The sequence below is a fragment of the Pseudomonas sp. JBR1 genome, assembly GCF_028198185.1.
GTDB lineage: Bacteria > Pseudomonadota > Gammaproteobacteria > Pseudomonadales > Pseudomonadaceae > Chryseomonas > Chryseomonas oryzihabitans_E.
This window is the reverse complement of record NZ_CP116340.1, coordinates 2,713,900-2,734,694: the sequence shown is the minus strand read 5'-3', so window position 1 is coordinate 2,734,694 and position 20,795 is coordinate 2,713,900. Positions and strand designations below refer to the sequence as shown.

The window sequence follows — 20,795 nt, the reverse complement described above, 5'->3', positions numbered from 1 at the left end:
CCAACGGTGCCCATGCCTGCTACGGCATGTTGGGCTTCGGCGATAGAGCCGCCTCAGCCCAACCTACGGGTGCCCAATGTTGATTGGGTACAACGTGGATGGTTGAACCGCGTAGGTTGGCGCTGAGCGCAGCGAAGCCCAACACGACCAACTCTCACCGCTCGCCCACCGCCCATTCCTCATCGCGCTGTCCTGCCCACTCCGCTGGCAGGACGCCTGCTCGCACATAGCGATGGATGGACGAATAGGGCCACTCCACCGCGCTTCGCGCATGACCATGCTTCACTGGATTGAAATGGATATAGTCGAGATGCCGCTGCAGATCCTGCTCATCCCGGATCTGGTGCTCCCAATAGCGTCTTTGCCAGACGCCGCGTTCGCGTTTTAGCCGTCGCGACAGGTTTACCGTCTCAAGCGGCGGTAACTGACGGGAGAAGCCTGCCTTGATCAGGCTCCAGCGCAGGGGATAGTTCCAGTCGCCCTCCGGCAGGCACCAGAGCGCGTGCAAGTGATCGGGCAGGACCACCATGGCAAGAATGTCGAAGGGATGCTGGGCTTTCACCTGGCGTATCGCCTGCCGCAGCGCGCCGATGTGATCGACGAGTAGAGTAGAGGAGCGGTCGTTGAGGTTGACCGTGAAGAAGAACGTACCACCCGCGGCACGGCTGCGTCGATAGTCCAAGATCACCGTCCTTGGTGAATGGAAAGTCGCAGTTTAGAGGCTTTGGCTACGCCTGGCATAGCCATGCGCATCGTTGGGCTTCGGCGATGGAGCTGCCTCAGCCCAACCTACGGGTGCAGAACCATGCTTTGTATCGTTGGGCTTCGGCGATGAAGCTGCCTCAGCGCCAACCTACGGTGCGCGCAATGTAGGTTGGCGCTGAGCGTAGCGAAGCCCAACATTCCCTGTGCGTCGTAGAATAGGCCCATCTAGAAAAGAAAATACCGCTGCGCCATCGGCAGGACCTCGGCCGGTTCGCACCAGAGCAGCTGGCCGTCGGCCCTGACCTGGTAGTTCTGCGGATCGACCTCGATGGTCGGCAGATAGTCGTTATGGATGAGGTCGCTCTTCTGCGCGGTGCGGCAGCCCCTGACCACGCCGATGCGCTTCTTCAGCCCCAGTTGCTCGGGCACCCCCGCCTCGAAGGCGGCCTGGCTGATGAAGGTCAGGCTGGTGTCGTGGAGCATGCCGGCGTAGCTGCCGAACATGGGGCGGTAGTGCACCGGTTGCGGGGTGGGGATGGAGGCGTTGGCGTCGCCCATCAGGCTCGCGGCGATAGCGCCGCCCTTGAGGATCAGGGTCGGCTTGACGCCAAAGAAGGCCGGGCGCCAGAGCACCAGGTCGGCGAACTTGCCCACCTCGATGGAGCCCACCTCGTGGCTGATGCCATGGGTGATCGCCGGGTTGATGGTGTACTTGGCGATGTAGCGCTTGACCCGGAAGTTATCGTTGCCAGCGCCATCCTCGGGCAGCGGGCCGCGCTGCTTCTTCATCTTGTCGGCGGTCTGCCAGGTGCGGGTGATGACCTCGCCGACGCGGCCCATGGCCTGGCTGTCGGAGCTGATCATGGCGAAGGCGCCGAGATCGTGGAGGATGTCCTCGGCGGCAATGGTTTCGCGGCGGATGCGGCTCTCGGCAAAGGCCACGTCCTCGGCGATGCTCGGGTCCAGGTGGTGGCAGACCATGAGCATGTCCAGATGCTCGTCGATGGTGTTGCGAGTGAAGGGCCGCGTCGGGTTGGTGGAGCTGGGCAGCACGTTGGGGAAGCCGCAGGCCTTGATGATGTCCGGCGCGTGGCCGCCGCCGGCGCCCTCGGTGTGATAGGTGTGGATGGTGCGACCCTTGAAGGCGCCCAGGGTGGTCTCGACGAAGCCGGATTCGTTGAGGGTATCGGTGTGGATGGCCACCTGGATGTCGAAGCGATCGGCCACCGCCAGGCAGTTGTCGATGGCGGCGGGGGTGGTGCCCCAGTCTTCGTGCAGCTTTAGGCCGATGGCGCCGGCGCGGACCTGCTCTTCCAGTGGGCCGGGCAGGCTGGCGTTGCCCTTGCCGGTGAAGCCGATGTTCATCGGGAAGGCATCGGCGGCCTTGAGCATCTGCGCCATGTGCCAGGGACCGGGGGTCACGGTGGTGGCATAGGTGCCGGTGGCTGGGCCGGTGCCGCCGCCGATCATGGTGGTGGTGCCGCTCATGAGCGCCTCTTCGATCTGCTGCGGGCAGATGAAGTGGATGTGGGAGTCGATGCCGCCCGCGGTGAGGATCATGCCTTCGCCGGCGATGACCTCTGTGGCCGCGCCGATGGGCACGCTGACGCCGGGCTGGATGTCCGGGTTGCCGGCCTTGCCGATGGCCTGGATGCGCCCGTGCTTGAGGCCGACATCGGCCTTGACGATGCCCCAGTGATCGACGATCAGGGCGTTGGTGATGACGGTGTCGACCACCTCGGCTGCCAGCAGCTGGCTCTGACCCATGCCGTCGCGGATGACCTTGCCGCCACCGAATTTCACTTCTTCGCCGTAGACGGTGTGGTCCTCTTCGACCTCGATCCAGAGCTCGGTATCGGCCAGGCGCACCCGGTCGCCGGTGGTGGGGCCGAACATGTCGGCATAGGCTTGGCGGGAGATTTTCATAGGCGTGAATCCCGAATAAAGGTGGTTCGGTTTGCCCTCACCCCGGCCCTCTCCCGGAGGGAGAGGGGGAAGAGCGGGTGTTCTGTTTGGGCCTTCACGCCCGCCATTTCTCAGGCAGAAAAGGGAAGGGCGAAAGGCGCGGTGTCTGCTTATAGCCCCCTCTCCCTGAGGGGGCTGTCCCTACAACCTGCCCATCACCCGCCCGGCGAAGCCGTAGACGGTGCGGGCGCCGGCCAGCTCGACCAGCTCCACCTCGCGGCTCTGGCCCGGCTCGAAGCGCACGGCGGTGCCGGCGGCGATGTTGAGGCGCATGCCACGGGCCAGGGCGCGGTCGAACACCAGGGCGTCGTTGGTTTCGTGGAAGTGGTAGTGCGAGCCCACCTGGATCGGCCGGTCGCCGCTGTTGGCGACGGTCAGGCTCAAGGTACGGCGGCCGGCATTGAGTTCGATGTCGCCGTCCTGGATCTGATATTCGCCGGGGATCATGGGCGCTGCTCCAGCATCAGTTGCATGAAGGTGAGGTCCAGCCAGCGTCCGAACTTGGTGCCAACCTGGGGCATCTGCCCGGTGGTGATGAAGCCCAGGCGCTCGTGCAGGCGGATCGAGGCCTGGTTGCCACTCTCGATGGCGGCCACCATCACGTGCTTGTCACAGGCGCGGGCGCGTTCGATGAGCGGCATCATCAGCTGCGGGCCGATGCCCTGGCCGCGCTGGTCAGGATGGATATAGACCGAGTGCTCGACGGTGTGGCGAAAGCCCTCGAAGGGCCGCCAGTCACCGAAGGAGGCGTAGCCCACCACCGTCCCTTCGGCGTTCTCGGCGACCAGGATCGGATAGCTCTGGGTAGCGCGCAGGTCGAACCAGGCCTGGCGGTTGGCCAGGTCCACCGGGGTTTCGTTCCAGATCGCCGTGGTGTTGCTGACGGCGTCGTTGTAGATGTGCAGCACCGCCGGCAGGTCGGCAGGGGTGGCGTCGCGGACGATCAGACTCATGATGGTCTCCCTAGGCGATCGGCTGGTGGACGGTGACCAGCTTGGTCCCGTCGGGGAAGGTGGCTTCCACCTGGATCTCCGGGATCATCTCCGGAACGCCTTCCATCACCTGGTCGCGGGTTAGCAGGGTGGTGCCGTAGTGCATCAGGTCGGCCACGGTGCGACCGTCACGGGCGCCTTCGAGCAGGGCGGCGGAGATCAGCGCCATGGCTTCCGGATAGTTGAGCTTCACCCCACGCGCCAGGCGGCGTTCGGCCACCAGGCCGGCAGTGAAGATGAGCAGTTTGTCTTTTTCGCGGGGCGTCAGGTCCATGGGTGTTCCGGTTGGCAGATGCGGTCAAGGGATGTCGGTCGATCATCGCGGCCATGGGCCGCTCCTACAAGGGCGGCGCTGCCTCAGGTACTCCAGATCCGCGGCGGCATGGCCACGCGGCCGAGCAGGGCCGGGCGCAGCAGGCGCCAGAGGTCGATCAGCCAGGCGCGGGCCTGCAGGGATTCGGCGGCCAGGCAGCGGGCGACCACCAGGCCGGGCAGCTGGGTCAGGTCGCCGCGTACCGGCAGGGCGAGGTCGCGGCAGCGCGCCAGGGTGTCGGCGTCCAGGGTGCCGGTGATCAGCAGGGTAGCGAACACCGGCTGGCCGGCCAGGCCGATGGGCGAGTCCAGCAACCGATCCGCGCCGACCAGGCGTTGGCGCTCATGCCACAGCGGAGTGCCATCGCGGCGGATGTCCAGGTGTGCCTGGAACAGGCCTTCGGTGAAGCGCTCGGCACTGGCCGGGCGGCCCAGGGCGACGATGTCCCAGTAGCAGAGGCGGGCATTGCCTTCCAGTTCGATGCGGGTGGCGAGATGGGCCTGGGCGCCGGAGAAGACGATGGTCTCCTGGGGCAACCATTCCAGGGTGGCGCCAGCGGCCACGCGCAGGTCGATCTGCTGGTGGGCCGCGCTGTCAGCGCGATACCACTTGGCTGCCCCAGGGCTGGTGAGCTGAGCCCAGGCGTTTTCGCCGACGCTGACGTCGATGTCCAGCCGATCCCCGCCGGCGATGCCGCCCGGTGGATGCACCAGGATGTGCTGGCAGACCTCGGGGCCTTCGGCGTGCAGGTGCTTCTGGACGCGCAAGGGACCGAGGTGGCGGCGGGTGGTGGGCCGGGTCCAGTCGCCCTGGCGGGCATAGGCCAGCTCCAGGCGCGCCGGCCAGGCCGGGGTGAAGAGGGCAGGGGGCAGGGCAGAGGTCATCGGGTGGTCGTTGTTCTGGTTGGGGCTGTTTGGGACAAGGCCTTGCAAGAATCTGACCGGGTGAGCAGGAGTTGCCGTTGGGCTTCGCTACGCTCAGCACCAACCTACCGACGGCGGTGCCTGGATGGCCGCTCGACGTAGGGCTTCGCTGGCGCTAAAGGATCCAACCTCTACGAAAGGCCCCGCCATTGCCGCGGACTCACCTGAAACCACCGCCGAAACGCCCGCGAAAAGGCACTCGTCTCCGAGTAGCCCAGCAGCGGCGCCAGGTCGGTGATCGGCAGCCGCTGCCGCAGGTAGTGCTGAGCCAGGTCGCGGCGGACGCCTTCGACCAGCGCCGAGAAACTCGCTCCCTGGTCGCGCAGGCGGCGTTGCAGCTGGCTGGTGGACAGGTCCAGACGCTGGGCGATGGTCTCCAGGCTGGGTTCGCCCAGGGGCAGGGCCAGGCGTACCGAGGCGCGGACCTCTTCGAGCAGTTCCAGCTGCGGCAGGCGCTGGCCGAGTTGGCGAATGGCGTCCTGCACCACCAGCAGGAGCAATGGGTCGTGGTCGGGCATGGTGCGGTCGCGCAGGTCGGCCTTGGGCACCAGCATGGCGTTGCAAGGGTGACCGAAGCTGACCGCGGCATCGAACAGCCGGCGATGCTCGTGCCAGCCCTCGGGCCGGGGATGTTCGAACTGCACCGCCCGCGGCGCCCAGGTCGGGCCGAGCACATGGCGCAAGAGGTTGAGCAGCATGCCCAGGGTCAGCTCGGCGTCCTGGCGGCGGGCAACGATGGCGCCGTGGCGCACCTGGTAGTCGAAGCGCCAGCAGTCACCGGCGTCCACCAGCTGGATCAGGGTGCTGTGCTGGTGGAAGGGAAAGGCGGCGGCGAAGTTCTGCAGCGCCGCCTCGGCGGTGGGCGAGCAGAGCCCCACGTAACCCAGCAGGCCGAGCATCTGCGGCTTGAATTGCTGCCCGTAGTGCAGCCCGAAATTGTCGCAGCCGGACTGGGCCGCCGCTTCTTCCAGGACCCGGCAGTAGTTGCCCAGCCCCAGGCTCAGGGTGGGGTGCTGCAACTGTTCCGGATCGATGCCGGCGGTGCCGAAGATGCGATCGACATCGCCGCCGTGGCTGGTGATGACGGTATCCAGCCCGCTGGCGGCGGCAGAGAGCACGCCGAGGTTGCGCGACGGTGAGGTCAGGGCGGCTAAGCCGGAAGCGGCCAGGGGCATGGGGCGGGTCCAGGGAGGGGATCGGCATGAATGAAGCAAAGGCTGTGCCCCGGGCCAGACGTCGACCCGGTACAGGTGCCGTAACGTCGAGGGCTTCACGGTATTCGGCCCTTGGTATGCCTCATTGCGGGGCGCGAGGGTGGGTGTCGCACCGTGCTGGTGCGGTCGCGGGTAGCAGCCTGGGAAGAGGGGTAACGCCGACTTGACCCTGGGTCGCACCGGCCGTGCTGAGCGGTCAAGTCGGCGCGGTCCTGGCCTGTTTAAGCTCGAAAAAGCCGGGCATCGCGGGATCGCGGTCGTCCATTCGGATCACGTCGCTACAAGGGGAGTGGCCTGTCATGACCAACGAAAAACTCAAGCCGACCCTCGGCACCCTGCACCTCTGGGGTATCGCCGTGGGTCTGGTGATCTCCGGGGAGTACTTCGGCTGGAGCTATGGCTGGGGCGTCGCCGGGACCCTGGGCTTTCTGGTCACCGCGCTGGTGGTGGCGGTGATGTACACCTGCTTCATCTTCAGCTTCACCGAGCTGACCACCGCCATTCCCCATGCCGGCGGCCCCTTCGCCTACAGCCGCCGCGCCTTCGGTCCCCGGGGCGGTACCATCGCCGGGATCGCGACGCTGATCGAGTTCGTCTTCGCGCCACCGGCCATCGCCATGGCCATCGGCGCCTACCTCAATGTGCAGTTTCCCACCTTCGATCCCAAGCTCTGCGCGGTAGCGGCCTATTTCATCTTCATGACCCTGAACATCCTCGGGGTAAGCATCGCCGCCACCTTCGAGCTGGTGGTCACGGTGCTGGCGGTGATCGAGCTGCTGATCTTCATGGGTGTGGTAGCGCCGGGCTTCAGTGTGGCCAACTTCACCAGCGGTGGCTGGGCTGGCCAGGACCAGTTCTCCCTGGCCGCGGTGGGTGGCATGTTCGCCGCCATCCCCTTCGCCATCTGGTTCTTTCTCGCCATCGAGGGCGCGGCCATGGCGGCCGAGGAAGCCAAGGACCCCAAGCGCACCATTCCCAAGGCCTATATCGCCGGCATCCTCACCCTGGTGACCCTGGCCATCGGCGTGATGATCTTCGCTGGCGGCGTGGGCGACTGGCGGGCGCTGTCCAACATCAACGATCCGCTGCCCCAGGCCATGAAGGGGGTGGTGGGCGAAGGCTCCGTGTGGCTGCACCTGCTGGTGGGCATCGGCCTGTTCGGGCTGGTGGCCAGCTTCCACGGCATCATCCTTGGCTATTCGCGGCAATTCTTCGCCCTGGCCCGCGCCGGCTTTTTGCCCCACGGCCTGGCCAAGCTGTCGCGCTTCCAGACGCCGCACCGGGCGGTGCTGGCCGGCGGCGTGGTGGGCATCGCCGCCATTTTCAGCGACGGGGTGATCAGCCTGCAGGGCATGACCCTGACCGCCGCCATGATCACCATGAGCGTGTTCGGCGCCATCGTCATGTACATCATGAGCATGCTCAGCCTGTTCAAGCTGCGCCGCAGCGAGCCCCATCTGGAGCGCACCTTCCGCGCCCCTGGCTATCCGGTGGTGCCAGCCATCGCCCTGGTGCTGGCGGTGGTCTGCCTGATCGCCATGGTCTGGTACAACCCGGTGATCGCCAGCGTCTTCGTGGTACTGATGGTGATAGGCGCGCTGGTCTGCGGTCTCAGCCGTAGACAGGGCGACATTGCACCCGATGCTGCCTTTGGCGAGGCCTGAGCAGCGCAACCCGGGAGGTAGCATGAGCGGTTTCCAGCACAGTGTAGGCGGCCAGACCTGGCGTTTCGCCGATCTCAAGGCGCTCATGGCCAAGGCCACTCCGGCGCGGTCGGGAGATGTCCTGGCCGGAGTCGCCGCGAATAGCGACGTGGAGCGGGTGGCGGCGCAGATGGCCCTGGCCGAGCTACCGCTCAGGCATTTCCTCACCGAGGCGGTGATTCCCTACGAGGCCGACGAAGTCACCCGGCTGATCGTCGACAGCCACGATGCCCAGGCCTTCGCGCCGGTCGCCCATCTCACCGTGGGCGGCTTTCGCGACTGGCTGCTCGGCCCGGCGGCGGACGAGACCAGTCTCGCTGCGCTGGCCCCGGGACTGACCCCGGAGATGGTCGCCGCGGTGTCCAAGATCATGCGCATCCAGGACCTGATCCTGGTAGCCCAGAAGGTCCGCGTGGTGACCCGTTTCCGCAACACCATTGGCTTGCGTGGGCGGCTGTCGACCCGGCTGCAGCCTAATCACCCCACAGACGATCCGGCCGGCATTGCCGCCAGCGTCCTCGACGGCCTGCTCTACGGCAACGGCGATGCGGTGATCGGCATCAACCCGGCCACCGACAGCACGGGCGGCATCTGCGAGCTGCTGAAGATGCTCGATGCGGTGATCCAGCGCTATGAGATCCCGACCCAGGCCTGCGTGCTGACCCACGTCACCACCAGCATCGCCGCCATCGAACGCGGCGCGCCCGTGGATCTGGTGTTCCAGTCCATCGCCGGGACCCAGGGCGCCAACGAGAGCTTTGGCATCAGCCTGGCGCTGCTGCAGGAAGGCTACGAAGCGGGCCTGTCGCAGCGCCGCGGCACCCTAGGCGACAACCTCATGTATTTCGAGACGGGGCAGGGCAGTGCCCTGTCGGCCGGCGCTCACCATGGCGTCGATCAGCAGACCTGCGAGGTGCGCGCCTACGCCGTGGCGCGCAAATTCCAGCCGCTGCTGGTAAACACCGTGGTCGGCTTCATCGGCCCGGAGTACCTCTACAACGGCAAGCAGATCATCCGCGCCGGCCTGGAGGATCACTTCTGCGGCAAGCTGCTCGGCGTGCCCATGGGCTGCGACATCTGCTACACCAACCATGCCGAAGCGGACCAGGACGACATGGACATGCTGCTGACCCTGCTGGGCGCGGCGGGCATCAATTTCATCATGGGCATCCCGGGCTCGGACGACGTGATGCTCAACTACCAGACCACCTCCTTCCACGACGCCCTCTACGCCCGCCAGGTGCTGGGCCTGCAGCCGGCACCGGAATTCGCCGCCTGGCTCGACCGCCTGGGCATCCTGCGCCTGGAGGACGGCCGCTTCCGCCTCGGCGAGGGCCTGCCCGCGCCGTTCCAGCGGGTGTTGGCGCAGATTTAGGGAGGATCGCGACTATCGCGGCCATGGGCCGCTCCTACAAGAGCGTCCATCCCTGTAGGAGCGGCCCATGGCCGCGATAGCCTTTCCAGACAGACACCGAATCGCTCAGGAGTCTTGCCCATGAACCCCAACGACACCGCCCGCCCCGATCCCTGGGCCGAATTGCGTCGCCTGACCCCGGCGCGTATCGCCCTGGGCCGCGCCGGCACCAGCCTGCCCACTGCCGCCCAGCTGGACTTCCAGGCCGCCCATGCCCAGGCCCGCGATGCCGTGCACCTGACCTTCGATCACCAGGCGCTGCGTGAAGGCCTGACCGCCCAGGGCCGCGAGACCCTGGTGCTCAAGAGCGCCGCGCCGGATCGACACACCTATCTGCAGCGCCCCGACCTGGGACGCAAGCTGTCGGAGGAATCCGCCCGCGAACTCCAGGCCTATGCCGCCGAGCATCCGGATGGCTTCGACGTCGCCGTGGTCATCGCCGACGGCCTCTCGGCCCTGGCAGTGCATCGCCATGCCCTGCCGTTCCTGGAGCGGCTGGCCGACCAGGCCAAGGCCGACGGTTGGCGCTGGGCGCCGGTCACCCTGGTGGAACAGGGCCGGGTGGCGGTGGGTGACGAGATCGGCGGTTTGCTCAAGGCGCGGCTGCTGGTGATGCTGATCGGCGAGCGCCCCGGTCTCAGCTCACCCGACAGCCTCGGCCTCTATTTCACCTATGGTCCGCGCCCGGGCCTCAACGATGCCGGTCGCAACTGCATCTCCAACGTGCGCCTGGAGGGCCTCGCCTATGGCCTGGCGGCGCACAAGCTGCTTTACCTGATGCGCGAGGCCGATCGCCGTAAGCTCTCCGGGGTTCAGCTAAAGGACGAAGCCGAGGTGCCCCTGCTGGAGGGTGGGGAAGAGAACGCCCGGGTGGGGAATTTCCTGACCGCGTTCTAGCGACTTCAGGGGCGCGCGGCGCGCTGGCGATGCTCGTCCAGCAAACGGTCGATGGCACTGCGATCAAGGGGCCGCTTCTGCTTCAGGAAGGCCTGGAGCTGGTAGGCATTCCAGCCATCCGATGCCTTGCCAGGGCGCGCGATACGTCGCTCCGGGTCGGCGCCGTAGCGCAACAGCAGGGCGACCAGGTCCGGCCGATTGAACAGGATGGCGGCGTTGAGCGGCGTCAGGCCTCCGGCGTCGACAGGTTCGTCGGCCGGGCAGCCGGTGGCCAGGGCGGTCTGCGCCATCTGCAAGAGCACCTCCCGGCGAATTCCTGGCTCATCGTACAGGGCGCCGACGAAGGCCAGCGTCGGCTGAGTCTGGGTCTGCTCACCCGTTGTGAGGCCTAGCAGGCAGCCGCGCCCGTCGATGACCCTGACGCCAGGTTCGGCCTGACTGCTGCCAGCCAGCGCCAGCAGCGCTATCAGACCCATTGCTCGAAAGGATAAGGCTCGCATGGTCCCTCGGTAGCCGGCCGCTCAGACCAGCGCCTTGCGCAGGAAATACCGCGCAAAGCCCGGTGGATAGTCCGCCAGTTCGCCGAACAGCTCATAACCCAGGCGCTCGTAGAAACCGCGGGCCTGGAATTCGTGGGTGTCGAGCCAGGCACCGTGGCAACCGCGGGCTACCGCTTCGGCCTCGGCGCGCAACATTAGCCCGCGGCCGGCACCCTGGCCGCGGGCGGCTTCGTCCACCGCCAGCAACTGCACATAGAGCCAGCCATAGCTGGTGTAGCCCCAGAGTCCGCCCAGGGGCTGGCCGTCGCGGCTCAGGCTGATGACCAAAGCCCGATAACCGCTCGGGCCGGCCTGGGCTTCGTTGTACTGTCGCAGCGGCGCAGCGATGGCCTGGCGCAGGTCCTCCCGGGCTTCGTCGGTAAGGTGGTATTCCAGGGGCGCTGCAGGCATGGCCATGGTCTCAGGTAGAGGGTCGCCTGAGCATAGCGCACCGCTGCTGCGTGACCGTCGGGTTCTACCGCTTTGCTCACGCTGGCCTTGGGGTAGCATGAACCTTTACCGATTTCGCGGGGGAGCCATGGACATACGTGAAGGTCGCGCCCGGATTGGCGCCCTCGAACTGGCTTACGAGGATTGGGGCGATCCCGCCGATCCGGCGCTGCTGCTGATCATGGGCTTTGGCGCCCAGCTACTGCTCTGGCCGGAAGGCTTCTGCGAAGCCCTGGTCCGGCGTGGACTGCGGGTGATCCGCTTCGACAATCGCGACGTCGGCCAGTCCTCGCGGCTGAGCTGGCCCGGTGGGCGACCGCCGTCGTTGTGGCCGGTGCTGGGGCGGGCGCAGCTGGGCAAGCCCAGCGCGGTGCCCTATCGCCTGGAAGCCATGGCCGCCGATGCGGTCGGGCTGCTCGATCACCTGGGGCTGGAGCGCGCCCATGTGCTGGGCGGCTCCATGGGGGGCATGATCGCCCAGATCCTCGCCGCCGACTGGCCGCAGCGGGTCGCGCGCCTGGGTATCCTGTTCTCGTCCACGAATCAGCCGCTGTTGCCGCCGCCCTCGTTCAAGCTGCTTGGCAGCCTGCTGCTGCGGCCGCCGACCGACCTGCCGGCCGATGCGGCGCTCGCCCGACAGAAGAACCTGCTGCGCGGTATCGAGAGCCCCAGCTACCGCCAGAGCGACGCTGATCTCGAACGCCTGGTGCAGCGTATCCTGGCGCGCGGGGTGGACGTGGACGGGGTGCAGCGGCAGCTGTTCGCCCTGCTGGGCAGTGGCGACCTGCGCCCCTTCGCCCGGCGCATCCAGGCGCCGGCTCTGGTAGTACATGGCGCGCGGGATCCGCTCCTGCGCCCAGCCTGTGGGCGCGCCGTGGCCAGGGCCATTCCCGGTGCCCGCTTCGAGCTCATTGCCGAGATGGCTCACGATCTGCCGGCACCGCTCTGGCCCTTGCTGAGCGAGTTGTTCGCCGACTTCTTCCTGACACCCTGAGGCGTGCTCAGGCGGCCGGACGTGGACGCAGGCCGTCGATGATCAGGGTTTCCAGGCCGCGCAGGACCTCGTCGAAGAAGACCGGATCCTTCAGCGTGCGGCCGCACAGGGCCTGTACCTGTACCCGGAAGTCCGCATAGTGCTGGGTGGTGGCCCAGATACTGAACATCAGCTGATGCGGATCCACCGGTGCCAGGCGGCCGGCGTCGATCCAGGCGCGGATCACCCGGACCTTCTCGTCCATCAGGGCATGCAGGCTGCTGCTCTGCAATTCGGGCAGCAGCAAGGGTGCGCCCTGGACCATCTCCAGGCAGAACAACCGGGATTCGGCGGGGTGGTCGCGGGACATCTCCAGCTTCTGTCGCAAATAGCCGCGTAGGGCGTCGAGGGGCTCCTGGTCTTCGCTGAAGATGCGCAGGGGCCGCAGCCAGGTGGCGAGCAGCTGGCGCAGCACCGCGAGATAGAGTTCTTCCTTGTTGCTGAAATAGTAGAGCAGGTTGGTCTTGGAGACGTCCGCCTGCAGCGCCACCTGATCCAGGCTGGCGCCATGCAGGCCGAAGCGGGAAAAGATGTCGAGGGCGGCGCTGAGGATCTGGGTACGCTTGGCCTCGATCTGGCGCTGTCGTCGCAGCTGGGCGGCGGGACTGGGTTGACGAGGTTTGCGTGGCGGGGAATCGCTGGCCTGATTCACGAACTGCTCCTTGGGCCTTTTCAGCGTCTGATCCGTGCCGACTGCGCCGGAACGCGAGCGGCTCCGGCAGCACGGTCGCTCGGGTTCGCACCGTCCTGGTCGACGAACCTTCGGTCGAGCGTTGCAGCGTCGATCCGTTTTTTCACTCTAGCACGTCAAGGGCACAGCCATGGCCCGGGCACGGCCGTCTGGCAGCGCAAAGTCGTTTCGCCTGAAATCCGCAGGCTAGAGCTTATCGTGGCAAGGTTAAACGATTCAGCTCGCCTGTCCAGGGCTACGGGTTTTTCATGTTCGAGCGGGCCCTTCACGTCCTCGACCGCCTGCCCGGACAGCGAGCCGAGACTAGGGGCTGAGCCGAAAGGCGCGAAAGCGCTCTTTGCGATTGCCGGGGCGGGCGCCCTGCCAGAGCTCCTGCCAGCCCGTGGGCATGGCCACCGCTTCGTGTCTTTCGTCCTGGACCACCAGGATTCGACAGGGCACCTGGGCGAGGTCGGATATCTCCTGCGGCGGATAGCCGGTATAGACATGCACCATGGCGCGTTCCGACTCGCCCAGGCCATAGCTGGCCAGGCAAGCCGTGGGCGGGAGTACCTGCTGCAGCTCGGTGAAGGGCCGCGCATAGCTGTTGCCCAGATCGACCCAGGGTAGCCAGAGGCTGTTGGCCAGGCTCCAGCTGACGGTCAGGCCGACGAACCAGACACTGGCCGGCGTCAGTCGACGGCACACACCCAGCACCAGTCCCCAGGCGACCAGGGCCAGCAGGGCCAGGGTCCAGGCCAGAAGACTCACCGGCAGGCGTTCTCCTATCGGCAGGTGATCGCGGATCAAGGCTGGCCAGGGCAGCGGCCAGCCCCGCGCCAGGCCGAGGCCACCCAGGGCCAGCAGGGCGATGAGAGGCGTCCAGACGCCCAGGCCAAGAACGCGCCCGAACCGGGCGAGAGGGAGCGGCGGCTGCAGGCGCGCCGCCAGCAGCGCCAGGGCCGGAAACAGCGGCAGTAGATAGAGACTGCGAAACACCGCTGATTTGAGCAGGACCGCCAGGCAGACGATCGTGTAGAGCACCACGGTGGCCAGGCCGGGATGGCGGCCCAGCCGTCGCAAGGGGCTGCCGCCGCGGTGGTGCAGTTGCCAGAGCGTGGCGCCGAGCAGGATCGGTCCGGTGGGAAAGGACAGCGCCACCAGGTCCGCCAGGCTGGAGACCAGGCCGTCGCTGTCGCTGTTGCGTGCCTCCAGGCCGAAGAAGCGGCCGATATTGTTGGTCCACAACCAGGTATGGAGCAGCTCCGGGGCCCGGTGCCAGAGCAGCAGAGGCCAGATCAGCAGCCAGGGCAGGGCGCCTAGGCTGGCGGCGAGCAGCCAGCGGCGACCTTCCGGCTCGACCAGGCGCCTGGGCCAGCAGAGCGCGCAGAGTCCTCCCGTGAGCCCCAGTACCCCCGGCACCAGCAGGCCCTTGCTCATGAAGGCGATGCCGAGACCGCTGCCAAACAGCAGGCCATGACGCCAGGGGTGGCGCCGGTCGTGCAGCTGCGCGGCGAGGCCGGCCAGGCCGAGGGTGGCACCGGCCAGCTGGGGCACGTCGGCGATCAGCAGATGGCTGTGCTGCACGATGCCGAGCATGCCCAGCAGGGCGAGTACGGCCTGGCGCCTACGCCCGGGCAGCACCCTCTGGGTAAGCCAGGCCAGGGCGGCCAGGGTCACCAGCATCCAGGCCAGCACCGCCAGCCGGGCACCGTCCGGTGCGCTCAACCAGGGCGAAGACAGCCGCACGGCCAGGGCGCCGGTCCAGTACATCAGCGGCGGCTTTTCCATGAAGGGCGCGGTACCGACCCGCGGGATCAGCCAGTCCGGCGTGGTGAGGAAATTCCACACCATGCCGAAGGAGTAGGGCTCGTCGGCCTTCCACAGGCCACGGCCGAATAGACCGGCGAGCAGGTAGGCAACCAGGCAGCAGAGCAGCAGTACCCGCTCTAGACGCGCGGTGCGTGGCGAGGCAGGGGAGGAGGAGGGGAGCAAGGCAATGACTCTTGGCGGAATCCTGCCGGTATACGGGGTTTGGCTTAGAGGGGGCTTAAGGAGGTTGCCCGAGGCGACGTGCATGGGCACGACGGGGCTGACGGATTGTCCGCCGATATCGCCATTCCTACGGAAAATGGAGCATCGCCAATCGCGGCCATGGGCCGCTCCTACAGGGTTGATCCAAACTTGTAGGAGCGGCCCATGGCCGCGATTGCTGAGGATTAGCTATAGGGCCCTGGTGGGTTATAGGGGCTGCCGGTGGTTCTAGCATCTTCCCCAAACCTCGATAAGCAGCCAGAGCGCCCATAAGCCAGGCTGGACGCACTGTAATGTTGGGCTTCGCTGCGCTCGGCGCCAACCTACGAGAGTGGGCGTCCTAGGCCAGGTGCTTGAGCCGCTCCACCAACTGCGCATGCAGCGCCGGATCACCGCAGGCGAGGATGGCACCACCCTGCTGGGCGTCGCCGTCGTCCCAGGCGGTCATGCGGCCGCCGGCGCCTTCGATGATGGGGATCAGCGCCTGGACGTCGTAGGGCTGCAGGCCCGCCTCGATGATGACGTCGACGAAACCCGAGGCGAGCATGCAGTAGGCGTAGCAGTCACCGCCGAAGCGGGCCAGCTGCACTTCGGCGGCCACGGCGTCGAAGGCCGCCAGACGCTCGGGGGTGTCGAAGATGTCGCGGCTGGTGCACATCAGCCGGGCCTGGGCCAGGTTGGCGCAAGCCCGGGTGCGCAGGGCCGCGCCGTTGCGCCAGGCGCCGGCCGGGGTGCCCAGGTAGCGCTCGCCGGTGAAGGGCTGGTTCATCACCCCGATCACCGGGCGGCTGCCGTCGTTGAGCGCCACCAGGGTGCCCCACAGCGGCAGGCCGGTGATGAAGGCACGGGTGCCGTCGATGGGATCCAGCACCCAGTTCAGGGGACTGCTGCCGGCGACGTTCTCTTCTTCCTCGCCGAGGATGCCGTGATCCGGGTGCTCGGCCTGGATGAGTTCACGCATGGCCCGTTCGGCGGCCTTGTCGGCGATGGTCACTGGGTCGTAGCGGCGGCCGGCGATGGCGGCGTCGCCCTTGTCGTCCACTGCCAGCTGGGCGCGGAAGTAGGGCTGGATGGCCACGGCGGCGGCATCGGCGAGGCGCTCGGCGAAGCGTTCGTAGTAGGAGATCTCGGCAGCGGTCAGGCTCATGCTCATTTCACCAGGCGGGCGTCGAGGCTGTTCTGCGCCAGACGCTGGGCCTGCGCCTGGGTCATGCCCAGGCCTTCGTGCAGGGCCATGAAGTTCTCGGTGACGTAGCCGCCGAAGTAGGCCGGATCGTCCGAGTTGACGGTGACCTTGAGGCCGCGGTCGAGCATCTTGAGGATGGTGTGCTGGCTCATGTCGTCGAACACGCAGAGCTTGGTGTTGGACAGCGGGCACACGGTGAGCGGAATCTGCTGGTCGACCAGGCGATCCATCAGGCGCTCGTCCTCGAAGGCGCGCACGCCATGGTCGATCCGCACCACGCCGAGCTGGTCCAGGGCTTCCCAGATGTACTCCGGCGGGCCTTCCTCGCCCGCATGGGCCACGGCCGGGAAACCCTCGGCGCGGGCTCGGGCGAAGACGCGCTTGAACTTGCTTGGCGGATGCCCTTTCTCGGAGCTGTCCAGGCCGACGGCGACGAAGTGGTCGCGGAATGGCAGCGCCTGGTCCAGGGTGGCCTGGGCGGCGTCTTCGGAGAGGTGACGCAGGAAGCTCAGGATCAGCCCGCTGGTCACGCCCAGCTGCTTCTCGCCGTCGGTCAGCGCCTGGGTGATGCCGCGTACCACCACCTCGAAGGGAATGCCGCGATCGGTGTGGGTCTGGGGATCGAAGAAGGGCTCGGTGTGGATGACGTTCTGCTCCTTGCACTTGAGCAGATAGGCCCAGGTCAGGTCATAGAAGTCCTGCTCGGTACGCAGCACGTCGGCGCCGGCGTAGTAGAGGTCGAGGAATTCCTGCAGGTTGCCGAAGTTGTAGGCGGCGCGCAGGGCCTCGACGTCCGGCCAGGCCAGGGCGACGCCATGGCGCTCGGCCAGCTTGAACAGCAACTCGGGCTCCAGGGTGCCTTCCAGGTGCAGGTGCAGTTCGGCCTTGGGCAGGGCATTGAGCCAGTCGTACATGGGATCCTCGGGATAGCTTGAATCGGAAAAAGATGGACGATTGTCGCACGCTTTGCACCGGTTTCCGCAGGCATCCGGGTTCCCGCTGACCGATGTACGGTGGTTTGGGCGGTCAGAAATTCCCAGCATTCCACGCTTTGGGCCAGCAAAGGGCCATAAGGCCTGCATTGGGTCTGGATCTGACTACAATCGGGACGCATGGCTCCAAACACCAGACGTGAGGTATCCGTGCAGACCGTTCAGGATTACGTTGGCGGCAAGAACAACAATCTCAATTTGATTCGCATGATCGCGGCGCTCGCCGTGGTCTTCAGCCACAGCTTCGCCATTTCCAGCGGTACCGCCACGGCGGAACCCGGACGCGAGAGCCTGGGCATGACCCTGGGCGACATCGCGGTCGACATCTTCTTCATCACCAGTGGCTTTCTGGTCACCAAGAGTCTGCTCAGCCGCGCCGATATCATCGACTTCGTCTGGGGCCGTGCCCTGCGCGTGGTGCCAGGGCTGCTGGTGATGCTGGTGCTGACCGTGCTGGGTCTGGGCGCCTGGCTGACCCGGGCACCGTTGCACGACTATCTGAGCGATCCCCAGACCTGGTTCTATCTGTTCAAGAACACCGGCCTGATCGCTGGCGCCGAATTCGATCTGCCCGGACTGTTCGAGGGCAATCCGCTGCAGGCCATCGTCAATGGTTCGCTGTGGACGCTGCCCTTCGAGGTGGGCATGTACGGCGCCCTGGCGCTGCTCTGGTTGTTCGTGCTCTGGCTGCGGCTGGACAGTCGCCACTTCCAGCGCGCCATCCTGCTGTTCGCCGCCGGTGCCGTGCTGTTCAAGCTGTTCGCCTATTACTTCTTCGCCAGCGAATCGCACCTGCTGCGGCTGTTCCAGATGTTCTTTCTAGGGGGCGCCTTCTATGTGCTGCGTGGCTACATCCCCCTGTCGCGGGCGGCCTTCGTCGCCGCCGTGGCGCTGCTGGCGGTGGCGATGCCCGACCGCGACAGCTTCTACCTGGTCTACAACCTGACGCTAGGTTATGTGCTGCTCTATCTCGCCTTCGTACCGGCCGGGCGCATCCGCGCCTTCAATGAGGTAGGCGACTACTCCTACGGCCTCTACATCTATTCCTTCCCGGTGCAGCAGACCCTGGCGGCGGTGATTCCCGGCATCGAGGCCTGGACCATGGTGGTGCTCTCCATCGGCATTACCCTGCCGCTGGCGGTGGTGTCCTGGTTCCTGGTGGAACGCCATGCCCTGGGCTATCGCCAGGCCTGCGCGACCGGCACCAAGGCGGTGTGGAAGCGGCTGATGCCGCCTGCTCGCGTGGGTTGAGCCCGGCTGGGGCGGCGATCTCCGGCGGGATGCAGGTGCCTGCGAGCGTTTTGCCGTCTACGGCGGTCGTAACAAGGCATTGCTCAACCAAGGACGCCCTTTTCCATGCTCGCCGCTCTCAAAGACGAAACCCTGCTGCTGGTCGCCATTGGCACCACGGTGCTGGCCTATGTGTTCGAACACGCGCTGCTCGGCGGTGGCCAGACCCTGGCGCTGATCGCGGCTGGCGGTCTGATCGCCGCCATCATCTGTGCGGCCATGCGTGTGGCCCACCACGCCGAACTGCTGGCGGAAAAGGTCGGCGATCCCTATGGCACCATGATCCTGACGCTCTCCGCCGTGCTGGTGGAGGTGATCATCCTAGCGATCATGATGAGCCACGACCACTCGCCGACCCTGGCCCGCGACACCATCTATGCCGCGGTCATGCTGGACATGAACGGCATCATCGGCCTGGCCGCGCTGCTCGGGGGCCTCAAGCACGGCGAGCAGGCCTACAACGATGACTCCAGCCGCAGCTACGGGGTGATGATCATCACCGCGGTGAGCATCTCCATGCTGGTGCCGGAATTCATTCCCTCGGCCCAGTGGCACGTCTATTCCTTCTTCACCATCGGTGCCATGGCGCTGCTCTATGCCCTGTTCCTGCGCATGCAGACCGGTCCGCACAGCTATTTCTTCAGCTACAACTACCCGGACAAGAAGCGCAAGCGCCCGGCTGCCGAGGGCGAAGCCGCCACCGCCGGCCATGGTGAAAGCAGCGCCACCCTGTCCATCGCCATGCTGATCGTCGGCATCGTCGCCACCGGGGCCCTGGCCGAGGTGATGTCCAAGTCGCTGGATACCGGGCTGGAAGGTCTGGCTGTTCCCGCCCTGGTCCCGGCGCTGGTGGTGGCGGTGATCTCCGCCAGCCCCGAGATCCTCACCGCCCTGCGCGCGGCCATGGCCAATCGCATGCAGTCGGTGATCAACATCGCCCTGGGCGCCAGCCTGTCCACCGTGATCCTCACCGTACCGGTGGTGGAGGCCATCGCCCTGTACAACGGCCAGCCGATCCAGATGGCCATGACGCCGGTGCAGACGGTGATGATGGCCGTGACCCTGATCGTCGCCGCCATCAACCTGAACGACGGCGAGACCAACGCCATCGAGGGCATGACCCATTTCGTGCTGTTCGGCACCTTCATCATGCTGACCATCCTCGGTCTCTAGGACGGCCCCATGATCGACAGCGAGGTGATCAGCAACTACGGCTACGGCGCCGCCGTCCTGGGTGCGCTGGTGGAGGGCGACGGCGTCGCCATCCTGGCCGGCATCGCCGCGCGACATGGCTACCTGCTGTTTCCGCTCACGGCGCTGTGCGTGGCCCTGGGCGGCTTCATCGGCGATCAGACGCTGTTCTATCTCGGCCGTCGCTATGGCGACAGCATCCTCAGCCGCTTCAAGCGCCAGCAAGCGCGCATCGACTGGCTGCGCAGCCGCATCCATCGCCACGAGGCGTTGTGGATCATCGGCATCCGTTTCGCCTATGGCTTCCGCCTGATCGGCCCGCTGCTGATCGGTGCCAGCGGCGTGCGGCCGCGGCGGTTCCTGTTCTTCAACATCATCGGCGCCCTGCTGTGGGGCTTCGTCATGACCGGCATCGGTTATGCGGTAGGGGAGATCCTGCGAGATTTCTTCGCCGAGCATCATGTGTCGAAGCGCTGGCTGGTCGCGGCGGCGATCTGCGTGGTGGTGCTCTTTATCGGCGCCCGCGCCATCCTGCGGCGGCGAGAGGGGGCGTAGGGGAGGGCTGCGTAGGTTGGGTTGAGCGCAAGCGAAGCCCAACGCTCCTGTGTGCTCGTGTGTGCCCCGGCTCGTTATCGAGTGCCTTGATGGTTTTGGTTTCGCCCACCTGGGCGAGTTACTTTTTTCAAACGCCAAAAAAGTAACCAAAAACGCTTGTCCCCACGTTTCGGCCCTTCGCTGCGCTCCGGGTCCCCGCGCCCCGGCGCCGCTCCGGGGGCACGGCACGAAGGGGCCTCCTGCCCCTCGCGCCTTGCTCGGCGTCCTACCTCGCATCCCCCTGCGCAACGCCTGCACTCGGCCTCACTGACGGGGACGGGGCGCAAGCCTGATACTTAGGTGTTCACATGTTGTAGCGTGGAAAACCGCGTAGCGTTTTCCACTGAGGGAGTAACGCTTAACGCGTGGACAAGGCTGCGCCGTTGTCCACCCTACCGGTTTGCACCCAAGGCATCAGGCGCGCGAATCGCCCCGTTCAGGAGGGCGAACGCCAGTGTCCTGGAGTGGGTCGAGCCGCATGGATGCGGCGAGATGCCTAACGGGCCATGGACGGCCCGTGTAGGCCGATCCCGGAACGGCGCTGGCGTGAGCGAAACGAAGCGCAGCGAAGTAACAGTCGCAGGCTGGCCCGAAGGGCGAGCAACGCGAGTCACCCGGAGCTCAGCGGAGGGCCGGATGATCGGGGCAAGCGTTTTTGGTTACTTTTGTCCGGGGCGCGCAGCCGTGACT

20 protein-coding genes are annotated in these 20,795 nt (G+C 66.5%); 7 read left to right on the top strand and 13 right to left on the bottom strand.

All coding sequences use genetic code 11. The annotated features are described in order from the left end of the window. Positions 1 to 154: 154 nt before the first annotated feature. The 7 genes from PJ259_RS12665 to qhpR all read right to left on the bottom strand — a co-directional run bounded on the left by PJ259_RS12665 (position 155) and on the right by qhpR (position 6,073). Positions 155 to 685 (bottom strand): REP-associated tyrosine transposase, encoded by a 531-nt coding sequence (locus PJ259_RS12665; protein WP_271655865.1) that lies wholly within the window; start codon positions 683 to 685, stop codon positions 155 to 157. Between the two features lie 245 nt (positions 686 to 930). Beyond that, entirely contained in the window at positions 931 to 2,631 is a 1,701-nt protein-coding gene (ureC, locus tag PJ259_RS12660; protein ID WP_271653067.1) for an urease subunit alpha, read from the bottom strand. A gap of 180 nt (positions 2,632 to 2,811) precedes the next feature. Continuing rightward, on the bottom strand, positions 2,812 to 3,117 hold the full coding sequence (locus PJ259_RS12655) for an urease subunit beta (protein ID WP_271653066.1): 306 nt from the start codon (positions 3,115 to 3,117) through the stop codon (positions 2,812 to 2,814). Then, positions 3,114 to 3,623, bottom strand: coding sequence for a GNAT family N-acetyltransferase (locus PJ259_RS12650; protein ID WP_271653065.1), 510 nt, complete (start codon positions 3,621 to 3,623; stop codon positions 3,114 to 3,116). The genes PJ259_RS12655 and PJ259_RS12650 overlap by 4 nt, the downstream gene beginning before the upstream one ends. A gap of 10 nt (positions 3,624 to 3,633) precedes the next feature. After that, a complete protein-coding gene (gene ureA, locus PJ259_RS12645) occupies positions 3,634 to 3,936 on the bottom strand; it encodes an urease subunit gamma (RefSeq protein WP_059316227.1) in 303 nt (100 codons plus the stop codon). Positions 3,937 to 4,019: 83 nt separating this feature from the next. After that, positions 4,020 to 4,859, bottom strand: coding sequence for an urease accessory protein UreD (locus PJ259_RS12640; protein ID WP_271653064.1), 840 nt, complete (start codon positions 4,857 to 4,859; stop codon positions 4,020 to 4,022). A gap of 170 nt (positions 4,860 to 5,029) precedes the next feature. Beyond that, positions 5,030 to 6,073 carry an AraC-like transcriptional regulator QhpR gene (gene qhpR, locus PJ259_RS12635; RefSeq protein ID WP_059316225.1) on the bottom strand — a complete coding sequence of 348 codons (1,044 nt, stop codon included), beginning with the start codon at positions 6,071 to 6,073 and terminating at the stop codon, positions 5,030 to 5,032. A gap of 338 nt (positions 6,074 to 6,411) precedes the next feature. On the opposite strand from qhpR, the gene eat reads away from it, so the two are divergent. The 3 genes from eat (at position 6,412) to eutC (ending at position 10,126) form a co-directional block, all read left to right on the top strand. Then, positions 6,412 to 7,776 carry an ethanolamine permease gene (eat, locus tag PJ259_RS12630; protein WP_271653063.1) on the top strand — a complete coding sequence of 455 codons (1,365 nt, stop codon included), beginning with the start codon at positions 6,412 to 6,414 and terminating at the stop codon, positions 7,774 to 7,776. Positions 7,777 to 7,798: 22 nt separating this feature from the next. Continuing rightward, a complete protein-coding gene (locus PJ259_RS12625) occupies positions 7,799 to 9,190 on the top strand; it encodes an ethanolamine ammonia-lyase subunit EutB (protein WP_271653062.1) in 1,392 nt (463 codons plus the stop codon). 120 nt (positions 9,191 to 9,310) lie between these two features. After that, on the top strand, positions 9,311 to 10,126 hold the full coding sequence (gene eutC / locus PJ259_RS12620) for an ethanolamine ammonia-lyase subunit EutC (protein ID WP_271653061.1): 816 nt from the start codon (positions 9,311 to 9,313) through the stop codon (positions 10,124 to 10,126). A gap of 5 nt (positions 10,127 to 10,131) precedes the next feature. On the opposite strand, the gene PJ259_RS12615 is transcribed toward eutC, so the two are convergent. Further along, positions 10,132 to 10,602 carry a hypothetical protein gene (locus tag PJ259_RS12615; protein WP_271653060.1) on the bottom strand — a complete coding sequence of 157 codons (471 nt, stop codon included), beginning with the start codon at positions 10,600 to 10,602 and terminating at the stop codon, positions 10,132 to 10,134. Between the two features lie 45 nt (positions 10,603 to 10,647). Next, positions 10,648 to 11,076, bottom strand: coding sequence for a GNAT family N-acetyltransferase (locus PJ259_RS12610; RefSeq protein WP_271653059.1), 429 nt, complete (start codon positions 11,074 to 11,076; stop codon positions 10,648 to 10,650). A 127-nt stretch (positions 11,077 to 11,203) separates the two neighbouring features. Between PJ259_RS12610 and PJ259_RS12605 the strand changes: the two genes are divergently transcribed. Next, complete coding sequence (locus PJ259_RS12605; protein WP_271653058.1) at positions 11,204 to 12,109, top strand: alpha/beta fold hydrolase; 906 nt, start codon at positions 11,204 to 11,206, stop codon at positions 12,107 to 12,109. 7 nt (positions 12,110 to 12,116) lie between these two features. Here PJ259_RS12605 and rutR read toward each other — a convergent pair whose 3' ends face one another. The 4 genes from rutR to PJ259_RS12585 form a co-directional block, all read right to left on the bottom strand. After that, complete coding sequence (rutR, locus tag PJ259_RS12600; RefSeq protein ID WP_271653057.1) at positions 12,117 to 12,800, bottom strand: HTH-type transcriptional regulator RutR; 684 nt, start codon at positions 12,798 to 12,800, stop codon at positions 12,117 to 12,119. A 342-nt stretch (positions 12,801 to 13,142) separates the two neighbouring features. After that, positions 13,143 to 14,813, bottom strand: a complete 1,671-nt coding sequence (locus PJ259_RS12595) for an ArnT family glycosyltransferase (RefSeq protein WP_271653056.1) — start codon at positions 14,811 to 14,813, stop codon at positions 13,143 to 13,145. Between the two features lie 379 nt (positions 14,814 to 15,192). Continuing rightward, positions 15,193 to 15,999 carry a histidinol-phosphatase gene (hisN, locus tag PJ259_RS12590; RefSeq protein ID WP_271653055.1) on the bottom strand — a complete coding sequence of 269 codons (807 nt, stop codon included), beginning with the start codon at positions 15,997 to 15,999 and terminating at the stop codon, positions 15,193 to 15,195. 2 nt (positions 16,000 to 16,001) lie between these two features. Continuing rightward, complete coding sequence (locus tag PJ259_RS12585) at positions 16,002 to 16,952, bottom strand: adenosine deaminase (protein ID WP_160923955.1); 951 nt, start codon at positions 16,950 to 16,952, stop codon at positions 16,002 to 16,004. 228 nt (positions 16,953 to 17,180) lie between these two features. Here PJ259_RS12585 and PJ259_RS12580 point away from each other — a divergent pair, with 228 nt between their 5' ends. The 3 genes from PJ259_RS12580 to PJ259_RS12570 all read left to right on the top strand — a co-directional run bounded on the left by PJ259_RS12580 (position 17,181) and on the right by PJ259_RS12570 (position 20,066). Then, positions 17,181 to 18,281, top strand: a complete 1,101-nt coding sequence (locus tag PJ259_RS12580) for an acyltransferase family protein (RefSeq protein WP_271653054.1) — start codon at positions 17,181 to 17,183, stop codon at positions 18,279 to 18,281. Between the two features lie 105 nt (positions 18,282 to 18,386). After that, positions 18,387 to 19,493 (top strand): calcium:proton antiporter, encoded by a 1,107-nt coding sequence (locus PJ259_RS12575; protein ID WP_271653053.1) that lies wholly within the window; start codon positions 18,387 to 18,389, stop codon positions 19,491 to 19,493. A gap of 9 nt (positions 19,494 to 19,502) precedes the next feature. After that, positions 19,503 to 20,066, top strand: a complete 564-nt coding sequence (locus PJ259_RS12570; protein WP_059316213.1) for a DedA family protein — start codon at positions 19,503 to 19,505, stop codon at positions 20,064 to 20,066. Positions 20,067 to 20,795 lie beyond the last annotated feature (729 nt).

What these genes read in the sequence shown, in the direction of transcription:
- ureC (WP_271653067.1), bottom strand. Translation starts at nt 2,631, where the DNA reads ATGAAAATCTCCCGCCAAGCCTATGCCGACATGTTCGGCCCCACCACC.
- PJ259_RS12655 (WP_271653066.1), bottom strand. Translation starts at nt 3,117, where the DNA reads ATGATCCCCGGCGAATATCAGATCCAGGACGGCGACATCGAACTCAAT.
- PJ259_RS12650 (WP_271653065.1), bottom strand. Translation starts at nt 3,623, where the DNA reads ATGAGTCTGATCGTCCGCGACGCCACCCCTGCCGACCTGCCGGCGGTG.
- ureA (WP_059316227.1), bottom strand. Translation starts at nt 3,936, where the DNA reads ATGGACCTGACGCCCCGCGAAAAAGACAAACTGCTCATCTTCACTGCC.
- PJ259_RS12640 (WP_271653064.1), bottom strand. Translation starts at nt 4,859, where the DNA reads ATGACCTCTGCCCTGCCCCCTGCCCTCTTCACCCCGGCCTGGCCGGCG.
- qhpR (WP_059316225.1), bottom strand. Translation starts at nt 6,073, where the DNA reads ATGCCCCTGGCCGCTTCCGGCTTAGCCGCCCTGACCTCACCGTCGCGC.
- eat (WP_271653063.1), top strand. Translation starts at nt 6,412, where the DNA reads ATGACCAACGAAAAACTCAAGCCGACCCTCGGCACCCTGCACCTCTGG.
- PJ259_RS12625 (WP_271653062.1), top strand. Translation starts at nt 7,799, where the DNA reads ATGAGCGGTTTCCAGCACAGTGTAGGCGGCCAGACCTGGCGTTTCGCC.
- eutC (WP_271653061.1), top strand. Translation starts at nt 9,311, where the DNA reads ATGAACCCCAACGACACCGCCCGCCCCGATCCCTGGGCCGAATTGCGT.
- PJ259_RS12615 (WP_271653060.1), bottom strand. Translation starts at nt 10,602, where the DNA reads ATGGGTCTGATAGCGCTGCTGGCGCTGGCTGGCAGCAGTCAGGCCGAA.
- PJ259_RS12610 (WP_271653059.1), bottom strand. Translation starts at nt 11,076, where the DNA reads ATGCCTGCAGCGCCCCTGGAATACCACCTTACCGACGAAGCCCGGGAG.
- PJ259_RS12605 (WP_271653058.1), top strand. Translation starts at nt 11,204, where the DNA reads ATGGACATACGTGAAGGTCGCGCCCGGATTGGCGCCCTCGAACTGGCT.
- hisN (WP_271653055.1), bottom strand. Translation starts at nt 15,999, where the DNA reads ATGAGCCTGACCGCTGCCGAGATCTCCTACTACGAACGCTTCGCCGAG.
- PJ259_RS12585 (WP_160923955.1), bottom strand. Translation starts at nt 16,952, where the DNA reads ATGTACGACTGGCTCAATGCCCTGCCCAAGGCCGAACTGCACCTGCAC.
- PJ259_RS12575 (WP_271653053.1), top strand. Translation starts at nt 18,387, where the DNA reads ATGCTCGCCGCTCTCAAAGACGAAACCCTGCTGCTGGTCGCCATTGGC.
- PJ259_RS12570 (WP_059316213.1), top strand. Translation starts at nt 19,503, where the DNA reads ATGATCGACAGCGAGGTGATCAGCAACTACGGCTACGGCGCCGCCGTC.